The sequence below is a fragment of the [Mycoplasma] falconis genome, from assembly GCF_006385795.1.
Lineage (GTDB): Bacteria > Bacillota_I > Bacilli_A > Mycoplasmatales > Metamycoplasmataceae > Metamycoplasma > Metamycoplasma falconis.
Genome location: NZ_VFSS01000007.1, coordinates 1 through 19149 on the forward strand (window position 1 = coordinate 1; position 19149 = coordinate 19149).

The following is a 19149-nucleotide window of genomic DNA, read 5'->3' on the forward strand; positions in this document are numbered from 1 at the left end:
GTTAATGGAATCAAGATTTGATTAAAATAATTAGTTAAAGAAGCAGGATTAATTAAACTACCTATACCACCAAATCCTAAAGTAGATAAAATAGCTGATCATCTTATATTAGATTCAAAAGCATAAAAACTGTAATTAAAAAATTTAATTCTAAATTGAGGCCAAATTTCTTGTCTAAAAGCTTTAAATTTAGATTTTTGAATTTTAATTAAATGATAAAAAATAGTAAAATTGCAATTTTCAATTGATTGTGATAAGTATTCATGCATTCATAACCACGTAAATCAAATAAAAATTAAATTAATAGCTAAACTTTTATCAAATGACATTGTAAAAAAATAGATAAAAAATAATTCAGGAAATAATCTTAAAAAGATAATTAAAGCTTTAAAAATAATAACCACATATTTATTATTCATTTGATAGTTAGAAAAATAAGCCGTTATAAAGGCAAATAATATTCCTATTGTTGTACCTAAAAATATGACTTTAATGCTATATCATAAAAACCTAAATGATATAGAAAACATATTAATGTTGCCATATTCAGAAACATATAATTTAGGACTAAAAAAATCTTTTAAATTTTTAAAAAATAAATTAACACCACTAGTCGTTATTGAAAAATTAACTATTATTAATCCGGTTATTACAAGCCCAATTAAAAAAAGATAAAACAAAACCTTTCATCTAAATAAAAAAGGTTTGTGTTTTTTTATTTGATTGTATTCAAAACCTTCTTTTCAAAAATTATTATTAAGTTTTACTTTTTCCATTACTAATTAATTTCAAATAATTTTAAATAAGGTTTTATAACTTCTTCATCGGGGTTTTGAATTACTTTATAACCATTAAAACCAACTCTATAACCATAATCATCTTGGCCGTTTCTTCAAACATTAACAATACTATTGGCTAGTTTTATTCTACTATTTTGATTAAAGCTTTTAAGAGTGGCAAAAACATTGTATTTCATTGGTTCGGTTGCAGTTAGGAAATGAATTTTAGCATCTTTATCCTCGGGCGTATAGTAATTATTAATAATTATTTGATCTCCTTGTTTACGATAATTTTTAGTGTAAGCAAAAGAACCTAAATCATCAAACACAATATGAAATTTACTTAAAGCTCCGCGTCCAATATCTCGTGGTTTACCAGTTATATATTTAGAGCTATTTTCAATTTGATCTAATTTAAAGCCATTAAATTTATTATTGGCTAAATTAAAATGTTTTTTAAAAAGCAGCTCTGGCAAAATATATTTAGAAGCACTATCTTGTTTGCCGATTACTATCCCAAAATTTCTAAAAGTATTTCAATCTTTTTCATCTCACGCTTTTTTAATTTGATCAATAGTTTCTTGATTACCTTGAAGCATAATTATTCCTCGATAAAAATCAACTAATTCATTATTTTCATCATAAAAATATTGATATATTGATCCATTTCATTGCATTTGCTCATTATTTCATTCGATGTATGGTTTTATATCAAACATTTCTTGAACTTTATTGGCTATTTTCCTTAAACCATCTTCTTGCAATCCGTTTTTATAATAGACATTAATATCTTTATCAAATTTAAAAGCCTTAGTCATAGTTTGAACTATCGGAACTAAATTAGAACTATTTTGGTTAAACATCAAACTTGTTAAAGTGGCTATATTAGAAGCTCCTTTTATTAAGTTATTTGCCGTGTCAATATTTTCCAATAAGTAATTAACTTTTTTAAGTTCTAATTTATCTTTGTCATTATCAATTGAACTATTAAAGTTTTCAATAACTTTATTAAAAAAGTCTGCTTTTGTATCACCGTATCATGGCTTATTAACTGCAAAAGTAATTTCTTTTTCGTTTTGTTGACAAGAAATAATAACTGGTAAAAAACTTACCGGTATTAAACTTGTTAAAGTTAAAAATATTTTTGATTTAAACATATAAAAATCCTCTTTCTTAAAAGAGGATGCTAAAAAACGAGAAACTCACTACGCTGGTATTAACCAGATCAGCTAATGAGGGTATATCTCAGCCTTTAAGGCACCCCTGTTCTTTTATATTAATATTATAAATTATTCTATTTTAAATTAAATTCTTCGACATAAGAATTAAGTTGATCTTTATCGATTGAAACAAATAAATTATTTAAATTTAATTGGTTAGTTTTTTGTAAAATTTCTGGATTTATAATCGAATTATTAGCAATAACTAATGATTGACCTTTACTAAATTTGTTGCCGTCTAATTTAAATGATAATTTATAAACTAAGGCAACTTGTTTGGTTTCATATAAAATAAAACTAAACATTGGAACATTAATTAGATTTACTAAAAAATTATTTTTAAAGTTATCTTCATTATAAAAATGATCTAAATAAACTTCATCTGTGTTTGCTTTTTCATTTGCTTGTAATAATGGTTTATATTCATCATATAACAAGGTGTCACTGTTTAATAAAGCTACTTTTAAATCCTTTTCCAATCTATTTGTATAAATTTGCTTGTCGTCTTCCTCTGACATTTTTTTGTTAAAACTAAAAATTGAAGATACATTATCATTTGCATTAAGGTCTAAAACCTTTTTTTGCAATGTTTCGGTTTTTAAATCATATAAAAATTTAATTTCTACATTAATATATTTTTCGCCATCTTTTTCAAAAGTATCTTTTAAAAACGAATTAGAAAAATTTAAATCTAAATTAAAAATACCGTTGTATTGATTTTGATAACCATAAACTTCAAAGTAATCGCTTTTAATTACATTTTCATATAAATTTTTAACACTAGAATTAATGCTTTGATAAAGTTCATTATCGTTTAAAAGTAATTTAGATAAATTTTTAAAATTGTGTAAATTTTCATAATTATTTTTTATTTCATTAATTACGTTTTCGTTTGCTTTATAAAATTCATTTAAATTAGTGTTAAAGTATTGAGACAATTTAAATGCATTACTAATAAATGAAAACAATTGCATTAAATTGTTTTTGTCGTCTTTTAATAAAGTTTGAATGTAATAGTTAATAAAACTATCACTTAAATTATTAATATCTTCAAGGTTTTTAACTTCTTTAATTAGGTTTTTACCTTTAACAATGTGTTCTTTTAAATCTTTTTTACTTGTTTCATTTAAATCTGCTTTTTCTAAATTAGCATTTATTTGTTCAAATGTATTTGAAAGTAATTTTACCTTAGCTTCTAATTCTTCTTTTTTAGTATCATTACATGAAACTGTAATTGCAGGGATAACAGCAGCTAATGGTGCTGCTAACATAAATAATTTATTTTTTTTCATAACAAAAATTTTATAACTTAACAAATTAATCTTTTATATAATTAATTAATAATTTAAATGAAAGTAGGTATTTGATTTCTTTGTAAATAATTTAAAAAGACAAATCAAGCTAAAAAGTTATAAATTAACAATTTATGAAATAGCTTTATACGGTATATTACTAACTATTTATTTAATAGCGGCTTTTTTAGAAAAAAGAGTATTTCGAGGTGCCGCTAATATTTCTATTACTTACGCTGTGTTTATTATTTTTGGTTTAGCCTTAGGTCCTTGAAGAGCAGCTTTTTTAGGAATTTTATGTGATACTATTAACCAGTTGATTCATGGTATTGGGCAATGGATGATTGAATACGCCATTATTCCGATGGTTATTGGATTTATTAGTGGCTGATTTATAAGATTACTAAATAAAAAACAAAAAGATATATGAATATCGGGATTTGTTTTATTAATGATTGTATTTGCAGTTTTCATTTTTATTTTAGTTAAATATAAAAATGAAATACCGATGAACGAATTTTCAAAAAGCAGAAAGAAAAAATGACCAGTAGATCTAGCCTTAGGTATTGGGATAACTGGTTTACTAATGGTTTTTATTACTAGCTCAATTTTATTTATTATTAACATTAAAACTCGTAACTTTAAACGTAGGTGATCTGTTACTCTTTTATTTGGAATTATTATTACTGTTTTAACAATTTTAATAATTACAAGATGATTCTGAGGACCTTTTGCCTTTATTAATTACTATAATCGTTTTAGAAACGGTAATTGACCATATCATCCTAATTTTTTCTATATTATGGTACCTATTATTTTTAAAAGTTTAATTGAAATTCCAGCTTATAGTATTTTTATTTTTGCTATATATCCAGTTATTATTTTAATTAGAAAAAAAATTAACTTTTATACCAATAAACTTCATACATATTAAAAACCGCAAGCTGCGGTTTTTGATTTATTTGTTAAAAACTTGATAGTAAATATTTTCAATATCTTTAATGGTTTTAGTTATTTTTAAATCTTTGATAGAAAAATCTACTTTATAACCAGCTCCAGTTGCATTACCGTCAATATTGTCTTTGCCTCTAAAATGAATATTTTGAATTTTATCATTAATTTTAACAGTTCCTCTTCGTGCCGGTTTACCTGATTTATTAGTATAAAAAATATCAAAATTAAAATCTTTATGAGGAATTAAAGTCAAATATAAGTCGTTAGGTATAATATCAACAAACGCAACGGCGTCTCAATCTTTACTATTCTTAATACCTTCATGTTGAAATTTATTGAATTTATCTAAAGTTGCAGTTTTGACTTCAATTTTATTGCCATTAACAATCAAATCAAAATCTCCATGACCGTTTTCAATATATTCAACATTCATATTTAATTCAGTAAATACATCTCTTAAAAAATGTTCACCAATTCTGCCTCTTTGATCTATTGATAGAAGTTTCATTTTATAATAAGCATCAGCTGGACTTCAAAAACTTGTTTTTAATTCTTCCTCAATTAAATAAATTAAATGATTTTTAATAGAAGTGAGCATTATTTAACCTTTTCTTCAATAGCATTAATAATAAGCTGAGTTCTTAAATTAACTGCTCCATTGGTTGATTTAAAACTAACTTTTTCTCAGTCTATTTCTTTTGCTACTTTTAATATCTTGTTTTTATCTTTAAGAATAACAACTCCATAACCTCTTTTATTAGGTAATTTATAAAAACTATCATAAATTTGCATCCCTTCGAAACAAGTAGAAGGTAAATAAAAATCACAATTTTCAATCATTTTTACATTACGTTTTTGTGAAGGTTTCTTACCATTAGATAAGGCATATACTTTAATTCATTCGCTTCTTTTATTTTCTATCTTAAATGGAATAACCTTATCGCTTTTTAATTTTGTTCATATTTGAAAAATTGAATTGACTTCAACTGGTTTAGAATCAGGATAATAAAAATCATTTTTTACATCAAATTCTGCAACTAATGATAATTGTTTGTCAACTCTTAACATCGGACTGCCTTTTCCATTTGAATTAAATAACGGCGGAAGAATAAAACAAACAAAATCGCAAAATTTGGCAGAATGATTAATAAATTTAAGGGCCTTTTGACCTCTTAGACCAAAAGGTGGATTACTTATGATTATATTTTTGTTTGTTTTTGGTTTAAAATCTAAGAAATCTTGTTTTTTAATTTCTTTAATTTTAGGATCAATGTCTAAACCAATTTTTTTATATTGTTTAGGAAAGTTTTTATAAAAACTTCCATCGCCTGCACACGGATCAATAAAGGTATAATCATCTAAATTTAAATCATAATTGTTAGCAATAAAATCCAAAGTTTTGCTTATTAATAGCTTAGCTGTTTCATGATTGGTAAAAAATTGATCATAGATTTTAAAATGTTCTTCCTTATTGACATTTAATCGATATTTAAAATTAGTCAATTTGTTTAAATCAATAAAGTATTGTGGCGGAACTTCTTCTAGTTCTATTCATCTTTTGATTGTGCCTAAATGAATATTTAATTCTAGGCAGATATCTTTTAAGGAATATTTTTTATTTAGAAATTCTTTTTTTAGTAATTTAAAAACTTCTTTTTTATCGTAATTAATAAGCATAATTTTACCTTTAATAATACTTAATATTTTATCTGATTGGGCAAAATAAAAACATTGTTTTTATTACAATGTCTTTTTAATCAATAAAATTATTTTTTCTAATATGAACTAGTTGAAAAATAGCTCCTAAAATTAACAATGATTTTAATGTGAACGCTCCTGCTGAGCTTAAAATTAAACCGGTTTTATATTTTACTTTTCAATCAAAAGCAGCCGCTCAAATACCAATAATTAAAGCTAATAAAAGCATTATTGCGAAATAAATAGTTGCAGCTACTAAAAAGGTACTTGCCGCATCGCTAGCTACTCTTTTACCATCTTCTAATTGTTGCATACTATTTAAATAAGCAACCACAGAAGCTATTAATAAACCAAAAGCTAATAAATATAAAGCACCAATAATTATTTCAATAATTGAAACAACAAATATTCTTTTTTTCATCTTTACTCCTTTTTATAAATTAACTGATTTTTCATTTTTAGACATCTTATTATTTTTAATTAATTGATTATCAACTGCCAAACCTAAAGATATCGCTCCAATAATAGCTAACAGTGGAATAATAATACCAATTAGCAAATATCAAAATGCTTTATTATATTTTAAGCTATAAGCATAAGTGGTTCCTAAGATATTTACTAATAACCCTAGTATATAAAATGATAATAAAATTCATAATGCATAACTAATGGCTTCTTTAGAAATTCCAGCTACATATAAAATCAGTGTAATAATAGCAGTTAAAACCGTTAGAACGTTAAATAAAAGTAAAACATTAACTAAAGTTTTCTTTTTAATATTTTTCATAGTTTAAATTTTATAAAAATTTATTTAAAAGAAACAAAAAAGCTAGCCGTTGCTAGCTTTTAATATAACTTGTTTCTAGTTATTTTGAACTGAAACTTCTTTTTTAACATCTTTTTCTTTTTTAACTGGTCCAATGTAAGGTAGGATTGCTACAAAACGAGCTCTTTTAATAGCTAATGCTACTGCTCTTTGGTGTTTTGCACAAGTTCCGGTAATTCTTGATGAAAGAATTTTACCTTGTAAGTTAACTAACCTTGATAATACTTCTTCGTTTTTATAGTCAATGTAAGTAACTGGTTTGTCACTTAAACAAAATTGACATGGTCTTTTACGAGCGAATAATTTTTTACGAACTACTCTTGCCATAAATAAATTCCTTATTTGCTAATGTCTCAGTTAAAAAAGTCGTCTTCTTCAACTTCTATATCTTCTGGTGAAGGCTGTTCTTCGGCAACCTCTTTAACTTGTGATTTAGTTTCTTCTTGGGAAATACTGAATTCGGTTTGTTGATTTTGTCTTCTTTTTTCAGATAATTCTTTACTTTCTAAACCTTGTACTCTTTCAACGTTCACGCTATATGAGATCGCAGAACGTCCATCATTACCAAATCCTGTTCGATTAGATTGGAATGATCCTTCAACAGAGATTAATGAACCTTTATATAAATATTTGTTAATAAAAGTTGCATTAGTTCCGAAAGCTACACATGGAATAAAATCCGTAATATTTTCATTGTTTGCGTTACGGTAATTTCTATCCACGGCGATTTCAAATCTAGAAATTTCTAATCCTGATTGAGTTGCACTTTTGTAAGGTGCTCTTACGATACGTCCAACTAAAATAACTTTATTCATATTTCCTCCTTAAAGAAAAAACTATTCAGCTTTTTCTAATTTTCTTGGTTTTGGAGCTCTTTCGCTTCTTGGACCTTCTGATCTTTGAGTATTATCTCTTTTAACAAATGGACGTTTGTTAAAAGTTCTTCTAGGTTTTTTAACTACGTTTAGACCTTTTTCTGAGTCTAAGTTAATAATTAAGTTTCTTAGAACTCTTTTATCGATGTTAAGTTTTCTAGTTAATTCAGCGATTGCTTCAGGAGCAATTTTTGCATTAACTAAGTAGTAAGAAGCTCTTTTTAGCTTGTTAATTGGGTAAGCTAATTCTGTTCTTTCTAATTTTTCAACCTTAGTGGCTTTTTCGTCTAAAACACTAAATAGAATTCCTTTGAATTCTTCGTCGGTTGTTTGAGGGTTAACTAGAATCATAATTTCATATTGTGACATTATTCTTCTCCTTCTGGACATTTGGGCTAAATTAGCCAAGGAGTCTCACCCTTTGTTAAAAATACTTTAACGCCTACTATTATAAACTAATAATGACTTTATTAAAAGCATAATTATTAGTATTACTAATAAAATGTCAAAATAAAGCATAAAAAATGATTGAAATCATTTTACTGACTTCAATCAACTTCAATGTAATCGTATTTTTGGTCTTTATTTTTAGTAGATAAAACTCTAAAATAAATTTTTTCTAAATATTCATATTTAGTGTTTTGTCTTAGTTTATGACCGACTTGTTTTTCTAATCATTTTGAAAGATTTAAATTCTTATCTTCATCTTTTAATTCAATGTCAAGATATTCATCTATTTCTAGTTGTTTTCATAGTGTTTTCATTAACACTGTCCCTTTGGCTTCACAACGTTCTAAACTAATTTCATAAATTTGCTCGTCGTTGTCATATTCATCATAAATTTCGCCGACAACTTCTTCTAAAATATCTTCCATGGTAAGAATACCAATAACTTTATCACTGTTATTATTTTCAATTACAAACGCCATTTGAGCTCTGGCTTTTCTCATTTTTTCTAAGGCAACTGACAAGATTGAATTAGCAGATACTTTTGGTACTGATTTGACATAATTCATAATGTTGCCACGTTTTAAAAAGAAAATATCTTTAAGATGTAATATCCCAATAAAGTCTCCATCTTTTTCAACGGGAATACGAGAATAATTTGTTTGTCTAAATAAATCTAAGGTTTCAACCATTGTTGCTTTTGAAGAAACAAAATCAACATCTTTTAATTTAATATAATGTTGAGAAACCTTCGTTGAATCAAGGTCTAAAACGTTTTGTGCCATTACTGATTCGTTAATTTCTAAAACGCCTTCGTCTTGGGCGATGTTTATTAAACTTTTTACATCTTCTTCGGTATTAGTTATATAAATCTTTTTACCTATTTTAGAAATAGGATAAGTAATAGGAAAGAAAATTCAATATAAAGCTTCAATAAATCAACAAAAGGATCTAACAGTTCTTTCGGGATATGATTTAGCTAAAAGTTTAGGAACAATTTCAGCAAGTATAACGATAACTGGCGTCATTACAAAAGTTGAAATAATAGTTGCCGTGCCGGTTGGCATCATCGAAAGTGAAAGAATATAAACTAATAAAGTTGAAGCCGCAATATTAACCAAATTATTAGCTATTAAAATCGTACCGAGAGTTCTATTAAAGAAATTATGCTGTTTTTCGATAATTTTATAACCTTTAACTTTTTTATCAACCAAAGTTTCAATTTTAGCTTTTGAAAGAGTGGTATAAGCCGTTTCTGTAGCGGAAAATATTCCACTAAATATAATTAGTAGAAGTAATAAAGCGGCGTATAAAATGTATTGTCATGATAATGTTGATGATTGATTTGTAGTTGCACTTGTAGCATTATTTAACTGATAACTGAGCGATTCTTCCATATATCTCCATAAATAAATTCTTTTATATTATATTAAAGTAGTTAAAAATTGTTCTAATTTTTCAAAATCAACTTGATTTGAGATCATTTCATTAACTTGTTTATAAATTAATTTTGAATTTTTATCTAAAACAAACATAGCTCTTGCTGATAAATTAACACGTTCAATTAAAACACCTAAATTTAAACTATTTTGCTTATCCTGATAATCTGAATACAATTTCATATTTTCTAATGAATGACAACTTTTATAGTTTTTTAAAGCTGAAGGTAAATCCATTGATAAACCAATAAAATTAAAATTTAAATATTTAGCTGATAATTTAGCCATATTAATAATTTGCATATCGCAAATTGATGTATCAGCTGAAGGATAAGTTGCAATAACTGTATATTTGCCTTTTAAATCTAAAATTTCAGGTTGAAAAGAACCAGCAGAGCAAGCTTTAATTTCAACATTATCTCCTAATTTAATTTCTTTACCTAATAGATTTAGTTCATTATTACCAAATTTAACTTTACTCATTACATCTCCTTAATTTAATGTGCTATATATTTTAAACTATTTTGATTATAATATTTATTATGTTTAAATTTGAAGACGTAAAACTAGTTGAATTACCTGAAAAAGTTTTAAGAAATAAATCACTTGACGTACCAGTACCTTTAACCAAAGAGGACGAAGAATTAATCGAAAAAATGATTTTTCACGTCGATGACAGTCAAAAACCATTAACTAAATTTAGACCAGCTGTTGGAGTTGCTGCAGTACAATATGGAATTCTTAAGAACATTTTTTACATAATGATTCAAGATGAAAAAGGTAATTATATTTTTAAAGATGCTTTAATAAATCCTGTTATGATCGGTCATTCAGAAACCAAAATAGCTTTAAGCGAAGGCGAAGGATGTTTAAGCGTTAACGAAAAAGATCCGGGTCAAGAAGGTTATATTTATCGTTATAGTAGAGTAATTGTCAAAGCTTATTCATACTATGAAAGAAAAGAAAAAGTATATGACGTTTCTGGATATCCTGCTATTGTAATGCAACACGAATATGATCACTTACAAGGCAAATTATTTATTGATCATATTAATAAAAAAGACCCTTGAAAAGAAATTCCTAAATCAAAATTGTTATAGAAAAAGCCGAATTATTTAAATCGGCTTTTTATTTTAATTCATCAAGGTCGAATTCTGTAGTTTCTTCTTCCTCTTCTAAATTCAAATTATATTGTTTAATAAGATCTTCGGCTTTTACTTCCGCTAAATCTTCATTTGTTAAAACATTTTCTTCTTTTGATTCTTGATTAAAATCTGAAAAAAAATCGATTTCATTAGTTTGACTATTTACTTCTTCTAAATTGTTTTTATCGTAATTAGGAAGCTCTTGCGTCATAGAAAATGTAATCCTATCTTCTTTATTGTTTTCGTCTTCTTTTTGATCTTCAACAAAATCAATATCTTCGTTAACTGGTTGTGAAGATGAAATTGTTTCTAAGCTTAAATCTTTAACTTCTTTTTCTTCTAAATCATTAGAAACTAAATCTTCCCTGGTTAGTTCAATAGTTTCAAAATTATCATAAGTTATTTCAATACTATTATCCTCTAAAACCTCGTCGTCTTCATCTTCCATTTCAACGTATTTTTTACCTTCAAAAGTATGAATTAAATCAATATTTTTTTGATCTTCTGCTTTTAAATCTTGCTCTTCTTGTGAATTGCTTGGATCATGTTCGTCTTCGTCAAAAGTATCAATTACATCAGATTCAGGAGAAATAGGTTGAATAATATCTTCTTCCTCTTTTTGATCAATGTAATCACTAATAGTTTTTTCTTCATCTTGTTGATTTTGTCTTAGAAAATCACTTTCTTCTTCTACTTCATCTAAATTATTTAAATCAGATTGATTAAATTTTAAACTATCAATTTCTTGTGATTTTTTTAAAGCTAATTCTTTTACTTCTTCGACTTTTTCATCTTCTTCAAACAACTCAAAGTCTTCCGTGTTTTCGTTGTTGTTTTCACTAATTTCAACGGTTGAATTACTTATAATTTCTTGAACTTCTTGTTTGTTTTCAATAATATTTTCTGTTTTAGCTTCTTCTTTTAATAGTTCTTTTGAAGGAATAATTTCTTCTGTAATTTCTTTTTCTTCTAAAACAACTATTTCAGAATTTTCAGCAACTATGTTGTTTTCAATAACTGCTTCTTCTTTTGGCTGTAAATTAACTCTTAATTCTTCGTTATGTTTTTCTTGTTGAATTAATTTATCATTTATTTCTTTTAAAATATTTGCTTTTTGAATAGGTCAGGTTAATCTAGAAACAACTTTTATTGGATAAGTTTTAGACTTAATAAATTTAACACCGTCTTCAAAAACTAAATATTCTTCATAATTATTTTCATAATCAAAATTATCAATAATAAAAGCAGACACAATTTTATTAGTTAACTTATTAACTAAAGCTATATCAATGTTTTTAGTTCCAACTGAGTAATTAGTAATAACTTCAAAATCTTTTTTATTTAGTAATAAAGAACCAATTGCTTCTCCAATTTCTTTATTAAGTTCTAAATCAGTACTTAAAGAAATTGTTTTAGTTAAATTAATTTCGGCTTTATTTTTGTTTTTATCATCTAAATAATTTTTTTGTTCTATTAAGGAAAGGTCTAAAAATTTTAATCATTCTTTAAATAAGATCATATCCGAAGTTGATCTTTCGCTTATTTCAACGTCGGCAGCATAAATAGACTTAACAACAATAATTTTTTCTCTTGCTCTTGAAACGGCAACGTTTAAGGCATTTTTACCACCTTGTCTTGCGACATAAGTTTGTGATAAAGTTGTATTTTTGTCATAAACAACCGACATAATAACAAGATCCGCTTCATCGCCTTGAATATTTTCAATATTTTTAAGTACTAAGCGACCAGAACCAATCGCTTCTTCAAGATCAATATTGCTGCCATCAAAAATAAAGTTTAATAAATAGTCTTGTTGTTTAGAGTTAAAAACTAAAACAATTATTTTGTTATAAACTGGCAGTTTTTCTTTAACTATTTTAATAACAGCTAAACCTTCGGCTTCGTTCATGCTGTTATCTCAAGTTCCTTCAACTTGTACTACTTCAATTGCTTTTTCATTTTTAATGCTTAATTCATAATCATCAATAACATCTAATTTAGATTCATAAAAATGTTTAGAACTAAAAGTCATTAAAGCAGCTTGTTTAGAACGATAATTTTTATCTAATAAAACAGAATATACTCCTCTAGAATTTGCGTATTCTAAAATTGATTTCATCGCACTAAAATCGTCATCTTCATCGTATGAGTATGAAACACTAAATCATCTTGTCGGTTGCATTTGTTGAGAATCGCCAGCTAAAACTTTTCTTTTAGCTAAATATAAAATTGGAATAGCTTTTTCAACAAATATCTGACTAGATTCGTCAACAATTGCATAATCAAATTCGCCTTTATCTCACATTGAAAGATCAATTTCAGGTGTAGTTACAATAATAGGAAATAGCATTTTAATCATCTCAATATTATTGTGAATAAATTTATAAGGTCTCATAATACCATTACGGATATTAGAAGCAAAAGCGGTATATTGTTTAATTTGTTTTTCGTTAAAGTTTTTAACCTTTTCAACAATAATTGCCATGATCATTTCTTTTAAAACTTGATCGTCGTTAATGTCAATAGTTTTAGCTTTAATTAATTGTTTGAATTTACTATCGAAACTTAAATAATCTTCATATTCAACTTCGTCAACATATTTAACTGCTTCGTCGATATCGATATTAAATAAATTGCTGTGTGAGCTTAATTGATCGGCAGCGAATTTCATTGGTTTAGAATAGGTTGAAAAAATTGTTGGTTTTTTATTGTTATTAATAGTATATAAATGTTTTCTAATTTCTTTTTTATCTCAAATTGGTTGATTAAATTCAAATTTAAGATTATGATCTAATGTTTTTAAAGCGTTGTAATCTTCTTCTTTTAAATCTCTACCTTTTAAAGCAGCATAAAATGGTAATAGATTATTTAAATTAGGTCAATTTTTAAGCTCTTTAACAATGTCTACATAATTTTTATCTTGTTCGGTAAAAATTCGCATAGGTTCGTTGTTTCTAGAATTTTTAAAATGTTCTAATTCATAAATAAATTTTTGTAAAGGTTTATAGAAATAATCTGAATGTAAATTTTTGTCATTTAAAACAAATAAACAAAAAATAGAAAGACTTTTTAGCCGATTTTTTAGTACGTCTAAGGCTGCTTTTTTCTGAGAAACAACTAATGCTGTTTTGCCTCTGGCGATAATATTAATAATTAGATTGGTAATTGTTTGACTTTTACCTGTGCCAGGAGGACCTCAAACAACGGTATCTTGAATTAAAGAAGATATTGTTGCTAAATCTTGTGAGTAATTAGTTTTTTGAACTTTAAATAATTTAATTTGATCTTCAAAAATTTTCTTAATAACGTTATCGTGATATTTAGTTTTGATAATACTTGGTTGTAAAATTGAATCAAATTCATCATTATCAATAATTTTTTTCATCACGTTTCATAGAAAACCCGATGAAACTGAATAGAAACCTAAAACCATACCTGGATGAAATTCAATTGAAGTATTTAAAATTTTATTTTGTGTTAAATCCGGAATTGGAGTTTTTAATGTTTCAGGAATGTTATAAATTGGTGATCATTCTTGTTTAAAAAATTCATAAACTTGTTTAATTGATTTATTACTAAAATCATAATTATCGGCATTAATAATAAAACCATCCTGTGAAAGATAGGTAATTAATTTTGAGTTAACTCTAACTTCTGAGTTTGAATGTAAATATACAAGTGAGTTTCTGACTTCAACTGTAACTTCTTTAAAAAATAAGGGCGCAAAAATAGATTTCTTTTCGGTTTTAATTGATATAAAGAAAAAACCAATGTGAAGAGGTCATATATTAGTTTCGATGTTTGTATTTTGAGCGGCGTTAATAATTTTTTTTCATTTTAAAATAGATTTTTGTAATTCGGCATTAAGCTGACTAACTAAGGCTTTTTGAGCTTTTTCAAAATTAGTCGAAAGCATTTTAAAAATTGCGTTGTCATCAATTCTTTTATCATATTCTTTATAAATCGCAATTATTTCATGTTTATTTTTTGCTTCTGAAACTTTTTGGGTCATTTGCTTATGATTTTCGTCTGTTAAAACTACACTAAAATCAAAGTTGTTATAAATTTTTTCGTAAGTAGATTCGCCAAATTGTTTAACAACATCGAAAAATTTCTCACTATCCATCGGTGTGTATAGTGAACTATCTCCATTATCAATATTTTGCAGGTTAGCCATCAAGGTTTTGTATCTTGTGTCGTTGTTTTCCATTATTTAATTTCCTCATTAATTTTGGTTTCTAAATATTTGGCTACATTGCCAACTACCAAAGAAATAGATTTAGATTGAAAAGTCATACCGCTAATACCATCTAATTTTTTAAGAGCTTCAATATTTACTTGTTCTCTATCTTTTAAACCGATTTTAATTACTTTGTGTGTAGCTAAAACGGTTTCAATATTGTTTTTACCACCTAATTTTTCAATTAATTCTTCAATTGAAAAAGCAGTTTTAGTCGTTGTGCTTAAATTATCTTTTTTGCTTGATTGACGATATTTTTTCTTTCAATAAATAAGAATTAAACCGAAAGTTATAATTATTAAAAATACATATAAAAACTTATGTTTAGAAGTCATTTTTTCTCCTTTAAACTCGCTTATTTTTTAATACATTATAATTATATTTAAAATATATATTTGAATATGTAATAAAATTATTTATTGAATTTAAAGACCAAAAAGGAGAATTATGTCAGACAAAAAAGTTATGCTAAGTGGTATTACAGCAACCGGTAATTTAACTCTTGCAAATTACATTGGAGCAATAAGAAATATGATTGCTTTACAAGAAAAATACGACAATTATATTTTTATAGCTGATCTTCATGCTCTAACTCTTCCTATTGATCCGCAACAGCTTGAAAAAAATCGTCATAACATTTTTGCACTATATCGTGCTTGCGGAATTGATATTGATAAAACAGCTTTGTTTTTTCAATCAGATATTTTAGAACACGGAATGATGAACTGACTAATTCTAACTAATACGTCTATTGGAGAATTATCAAGAATGACACAATTTAAAGATAAATCTTCAAAAGTAAAAACTGCCAATGGTATGGAAACAATTCCAACGGGTCTTTTAATGTACCCAACGCTAATGGTAGGAGATATTCTTTTATATAATGCCGATATTATTCCTGTTGGTATCGACCAAAAACAACACGTTGAATTGACAAGAAATTTAGCTCAACGTTTAAATAATAAATACAAAACTAATTTTAAAATTCCAGAACCTTATATTCCAGAAGTTGGGGCAAAAATAATGTCATTGACAGAGCCAACTAAAAAAATGTCTAAATCAGACGTTAATCCTAAATCATCAATTTATTTATTAGACGATCCTGAGGTTGCTTATAAAAAAATATTAAAAGCAGTAACTGATTCAGAAGGGAAGATCTACATTTCTGAGGATAAACCCGGAATTACTAATTTACTAACTATATATTCAGCTATGACAAACATTTCTTTACAAGAATCTGAAAACAAATTTAAAGATAAAAATTACGGTGAGTTAAAAATCGAAGTCGCCACCGTTGTTAAAAACTTTTTAATCGATATTCAAGCCAAATATCAAATTGCAATTAAAAATGTAGAATCAGAAAGAAAAATAGGAGCACAAAAAGCAAAAGCGATTGCTTCTAAAAACTTAGAACAATTAATGAAAGGCATAGGTTTAAAATAATGCAAGCAAACCAAAAATTAAATCACTCAACTAGCCACTTATTAGCAGCAGCTGTATTAAAATTATTTCCTAATACAAAATTAGCTATTGGACCTGGAATTGAAGAAGGGTTTTACTATGATTTTGAATTTGAAAACCCTTTATTAGAATCAGATTTATTAAAACTAGAAAAAACAATGAAAAAAATGGCAGAACAAGGCTATGTCATGAAACAAGTAGGCATTGATCAATATAGTTTTGACAATCAACCATATAAAAAAGAACTATATGAAGAATTTAAAGCTCAAGGCAAAGAAATAACTTTCTTCCAATATGTTCATTCTAAAACTGGCGAAGTTTTATTCACCGATCTTTGCGCCGGCGGACATATCGAAAATACAAAAGAAATTAAACATTTTAAATTACTATCATTAGCCGGTGCTTATTGAAGAGGCGATTCAAATAATAAAATGTTAACCAGAATTTATGGAACTTCTTGAGAAACAAAAGAAGAATTAGATAAATATCTATTTATATTAGAAGAAAGAAAAGAAAGAGATCACCGTAAAATTGGAAAAGAATTAAACATTTTTACTTTTAATCCATTATGTGGTCAAGGATTACCAATTTGATTAGAAGACGGAATGAAAATTCATAATGCTATTCGTGATTATGTATTAAAGTTAGATAAAAAATTCGGCTTTAGAGAAGTTTTAACCCCTCATTTTGGTGAAAAGAAATTATACGAAATTTCTGGACACTGAGATCACTACCAAGACACTATGTTTAAACCTATTGTCATGGATAATGAACTTTTAGTAGCTCGCCCAATGACTTGTCCACATCATATTCAATTATTTAATCAAACCAGAAGATCTTATAAAGATTTACCTATTAGATATTCAGAACAATCAAGATTATATCGTTATGAAAAATCAGGAGCTCTAACTGGATTAGAACGGGTAAGAGGAATGGATTTAACTGAAGGTCACGTCTTTGTAAGACCAGATCAAATTAAAGAAGAATTTAAACATTTATATAAAATGATTAAAAAAGCTTTAAAAGATTTTAATATCGAAATTGATCACGTTTCATTATCTTTAAGAGATATTAACGACAAAGAAAAATTCTTCCCAAATGATGAAATGTGAAATAAAGCCGAAAACGATTTAAGAGAAGTTTTAGCTGAACTAAATATTGAATATAAAGAATTTATTGGTGAAGCAGCATTTTATGGTCCTAAAGTCGATTTTCAAGTTAGAACAGTTTTAAATAGAATTATTACTATGTCAACTTTACAACTTGATTTTCTATTACCTGAAAGATTTAAAATGAAATTTGTTGATCAAAACGAACAACAAATTACACCTGTTTTAATTCATAGAGGTTTAATTGGAACTTATGAAAGATTTATCGCTACCTTATTAGAACAAACGAAAGGTGTAATGCCTTATTGATTAAGTCCAAGACAAGTAACCATTATGCCTATTAGTGATGACTTAAATGATTATTGTCAACAATTATACGAAGAGTTTTTAGACGCAGATATTAACGTTAACGTCGATTTAAGAAGCGAAAGAATTAATAAAAAAATTCGTGAAGCTCAAATTATGAAAACTAAATTTATTGTTGTAATTGGAAGAAATGAAGTTGAAAATAACACCTTAGCCGTAAGAGAATATGGACAAGAAGGAACAACAACCTATACAAAAGAAGAGTTTTACAATAAATTAGCAGAACTTAAAAGAAATTTAAAATAATTTTTGAAACAGCAAAATTGAAAATTGCTGTTTTTTTATTTATTAATAATTAAATAAAAAACCGGTTAAACCGGCTTTTCAATTCTAAATAATTATTATAGAATTCCTTGTGCTCTTAAAATAATTAAGATAATGTTAATTACGATTAGAACAACTAGAAGTGATAATAATGTTCAGAATGTTCTGTCTTTTCTGTGGTTGTGGTATCTTACAGGTGTTTCAACAACTGGTGCGCATGCGCATTCTGTTCCAAAACCTTCTAATTTAGACATAACGACGTCTGATCTTTTATCTCCATTGCTAATGAAGTAGTAAACATCTAGTTCTGATCCGTTTGGTACAATGCTTTCAATTGTAACTTTGTATTTTGAGATAGCTTGAATGTCTTCTTTTTTAACTTCGTTTGCTTTTTTAGAAGCAGCTTTATCAACAACAAAAGCAACTTTTAATGCTTCTTCGTCTAAGTTAACTTCTTTTTTAGCCTTAGCAGCTGGTTTTTCAACTAAGTTTTCTTTTTCTAGGTATTCAATAGCATCTTTGTTTTCAACTTTGTTTTCTTTGAAAATTCCTAAAATTCTACGTGCTCCATCGACATCAACACATCCTCTAAATGCTCCGTCACGGTGGAATCAACATTTTGATTTTTTGTTTGATTGTTCGGCGATGTTAACAAATTCTTGAACTGCATCAACAAATTCTGAAAAGTTTGTTAATTTTTTAACGTTAGCTTTTTTTAAGTTAAATGAAACGTTTCTTTCTTTATCAAAGAATTCTGAAATGTAAAATCTTTGTAAAGTGCTTGGTTTTTTGGTTTCAGCCATTTTTTCTCCTTATTTGGTTTAAAAAATAAAATTAGAAATGTATTTTTATCTGAATAATTTCTAACAAAATTTTAACACAAAAAATATTGACGTTATATTTTATATATAAATACTGCATAAAAATTGCTTTTTTTATTACATTTTTTTATTTTTTTAAATTAATAAAAATCAATCAGTGATTGAAATGTATTACTGAATCAGTAATTGCTTCGTATCATTGATTGATTTATG

At 26.3% G+C, this 19149-nt stretch carries 19 protein-coding genes and 1 riboswitch; of the genes, 4 read left to right on the forward strand and 15 right to left on the reverse strand.

Annotation, left to right across the window (positions count from 1 at the left end):
* The 3 genes from FJO69_RS07310 to FJO69_RS02150 all read right to left on the reverse strand — a co-directional run.
* Window positions 1–776: ABC transporter permease family protein (locus tag FJO69_RS07310; RefSeq protein WP_498063504.1), on the reverse strand; the 776-nt coding region annotated here is incomplete at its 3' end.
* Window positions 777–778: 2 nt separating this feature from the next.
* Window positions 779–1936 (reverse strand): ABC transporter thiamine pyrophosphate-binding lipoprotein p37/Cypl, encoded by a 1158-nt coding sequence (gene cypl, locus FJO69_RS02145; protein ID WP_140781371.1) that lies wholly within the window; start codon window positions 1934–1936, stop codon window positions 779–781.
* Window positions 1937–1963: 27 nt separating this feature from the next.
* Window positions 1964–2054: riboswitch (TPP riboswitch) on the reverse strand.
* Window positions 2055–2073: 19 nt separating this feature from the next.
* On the reverse strand, window positions 2074–3291 hold the full coding sequence (locus FJO69_RS02150) for a hypothetical protein (protein ID WP_140781373.1): 1218 nt from the start codon (window positions 3289–3291) through the stop codon (window positions 2074–2076).
* Window positions 3292–3529: 238 nt separating this feature from the next.
* Between FJO69_RS02150 and FJO69_RS07315 the strand changes: the two genes are divergently transcribed.
* Window positions 3530–4225: an ECF transporter S component family protein gene (locus FJO69_RS07315; protein ID WP_277872282.1), complete on the forward strand. Its 696-nt coding sequence runs from the start codon at window positions 3530–3532 to the stop codon at window positions 4223–4225.
* A 24-nt stretch (window positions 4226–4249) separates the two neighbouring features.
* Here the strand turns inward: FJO69_RS07315 and FJO69_RS07320 are convergent, their stop codons facing one another.
* The 9 genes from FJO69_RS07320 to FJO69_RS02200 all read right to left on the reverse strand — a co-directional run bounded on the left by FJO69_RS07320 (window position 4250) and on the right by FJO69_RS02200 (window position 10013).
* Window positions 4250–4843 (reverse strand): hypothetical protein, encoded by a 594-nt coding sequence (locus FJO69_RS07320; RefSeq protein WP_140781377.1) that lies wholly within the window; start codon window positions 4841–4843, stop codon window positions 4250–4252.
* Window positions 4843–5922: a restriction endonuclease subunit M gene (locus tag FJO69_RS07325; protein WP_140781379.1), complete on the reverse strand. Its 1080-nt coding sequence runs from the start codon at window positions 5920–5922 to the stop codon at window positions 4843–4845. The genes FJO69_RS07320 and FJO69_RS07325 overlap by 1 nt, the downstream gene beginning before the upstream one ends.
* A gap of 76 nt (window positions 5923–5998) precedes the next feature.
* A complete protein-coding gene (locus FJO69_RS07330; protein WP_140781381.1) occupies window positions 5999–6364 on the reverse strand; it encodes a hypothetical protein in 366 nt (121 codons plus the stop codon).
* A gap of 12 nt (window positions 6365–6376) precedes the next feature.
* Window positions 6377–6730 (reverse strand): hypothetical protein, encoded by a 354-nt coding sequence (locus FJO69_RS07335; RefSeq protein ID WP_140781383.1) that lies wholly within the window; start codon window positions 6728–6730, stop codon window positions 6377–6379.
* Window positions 6731–6805: 75 nt separating this feature from the next.
* Window positions 6806–7096: a 30S ribosomal protein S18 gene (gene rpsR, locus FJO69_RS02180; RefSeq protein WP_140781385.1), complete on the reverse strand. Its 291-nt coding sequence runs from the start codon at window positions 7094–7096 to the stop codon at window positions 6806–6808.
* An 11-nt stretch (window positions 7097–7107) separates the two neighbouring features.
* Entirely contained in the window at window positions 7108–7584 is a 477-nt protein-coding gene (locus FJO69_RS02185; RefSeq protein WP_140781387.1) for a single-stranded DNA-binding protein, read from the reverse strand.
* Between the two features lie 21 nt (window positions 7585–7605).
* Entirely contained in the window at window positions 7606–8013 is a 408-nt protein-coding gene (rpsF, locus tag FJO69_RS02190) for a 30S ribosomal protein S6 (RefSeq protein ID WP_140781389.1), read from the reverse strand.
* 170 nt (window positions 8014–8183) lie between these two features.
* Window positions 8184–9488, reverse strand: a complete 1305-nt coding sequence (locus FJO69_RS07340) for a hemolysin family protein (RefSeq protein WP_140781391.1) — start codon at window positions 9486–9488, stop codon at window positions 8184–8186.
* 27 nt (window positions 9489–9515) lie between these two features.
* Window positions 9516–10013 (reverse strand): redoxin domain-containing protein, encoded by a 498-nt coding sequence (locus FJO69_RS02200; protein ID WP_140781393.1) that lies wholly within the window; start codon window positions 10011–10013, stop codon window positions 9516–9518.
* Between the two features lie 59 nt (window positions 10014–10072).
* Here FJO69_RS02200 and def point away from each other — a divergent pair, with 59 nt between their 5' ends.
* Window positions 10073–10630, forward strand: a complete 558-nt coding sequence (gene def / locus FJO69_RS02205; protein ID WP_140781395.1) for a peptide deformylase — start codon at window positions 10073–10075, stop codon at window positions 10628–10630.
* Window positions 10631–10658: 28 nt separating this feature from the next.
* Here def and FJO69_RS07345 read toward each other — a convergent pair whose 3' ends face one another.
* Together FJO69_RS07345 and FJO69_RS07350 are read right to left on the reverse strand one after the other, a co-directional pair.
* Window positions 10659–14885, reverse strand: coding sequence for a DEAD/DEAH box helicase (locus tag FJO69_RS07345; protein ID WP_140781397.1), 4227 nt, complete (start codon window positions 14883–14885; stop codon window positions 10659–10661).
* On the reverse strand, window positions 14885–15250 hold the full coding sequence (locus FJO69_RS07350; RefSeq protein WP_140781399.1) for a PTS glucose transporter subunit IIB: 366 nt from the start codon (window positions 15248–15250) through the stop codon (window positions 14885–14887). The genes FJO69_RS07345 and FJO69_RS07350 overlap by 1 nt, the downstream gene beginning before the upstream one ends.
* 112 nt (window positions 15251–15362) lie before the next feature.
* Here FJO69_RS07350 and trpS point away from each other — a divergent pair, with 112 nt between their 5' ends.
* Window positions 15363–16358: a tryptophan--tRNA ligase gene (trpS, locus tag FJO69_RS02220; protein ID WP_140781401.1), complete on the forward strand. Its 996-nt coding sequence runs from the start codon at window positions 15363–15365 to the stop codon at window positions 16356–16358.
* Window positions 16358–18097, forward strand: coding sequence for a threonine--tRNA ligase (thrS, locus tag FJO69_RS07355; RefSeq protein ID WP_140781403.1), 1740 nt, complete (start codon window positions 16358–16360; stop codon window positions 18095–18097). The genes trpS and thrS overlap by 1 nt, the downstream gene beginning before the upstream one ends.
* Window positions 18098–18192: 95 nt before the next feature.
* On the opposite strand, the gene FJO69_RS07360 is transcribed toward thrS, so the two are convergent.
* The gene (locus tag FJO69_RS07360) at window positions 18193–18918 is read right to left on the reverse strand and encodes a hypothetical protein (protein WP_140781405.1); all 726 of its coding nucleotides are present in this window, start codon (window positions 18916–18918) and stop codon (window positions 18193–18195) included.
* Window positions 18919–19149: the final 231 nt, after the last annotated feature.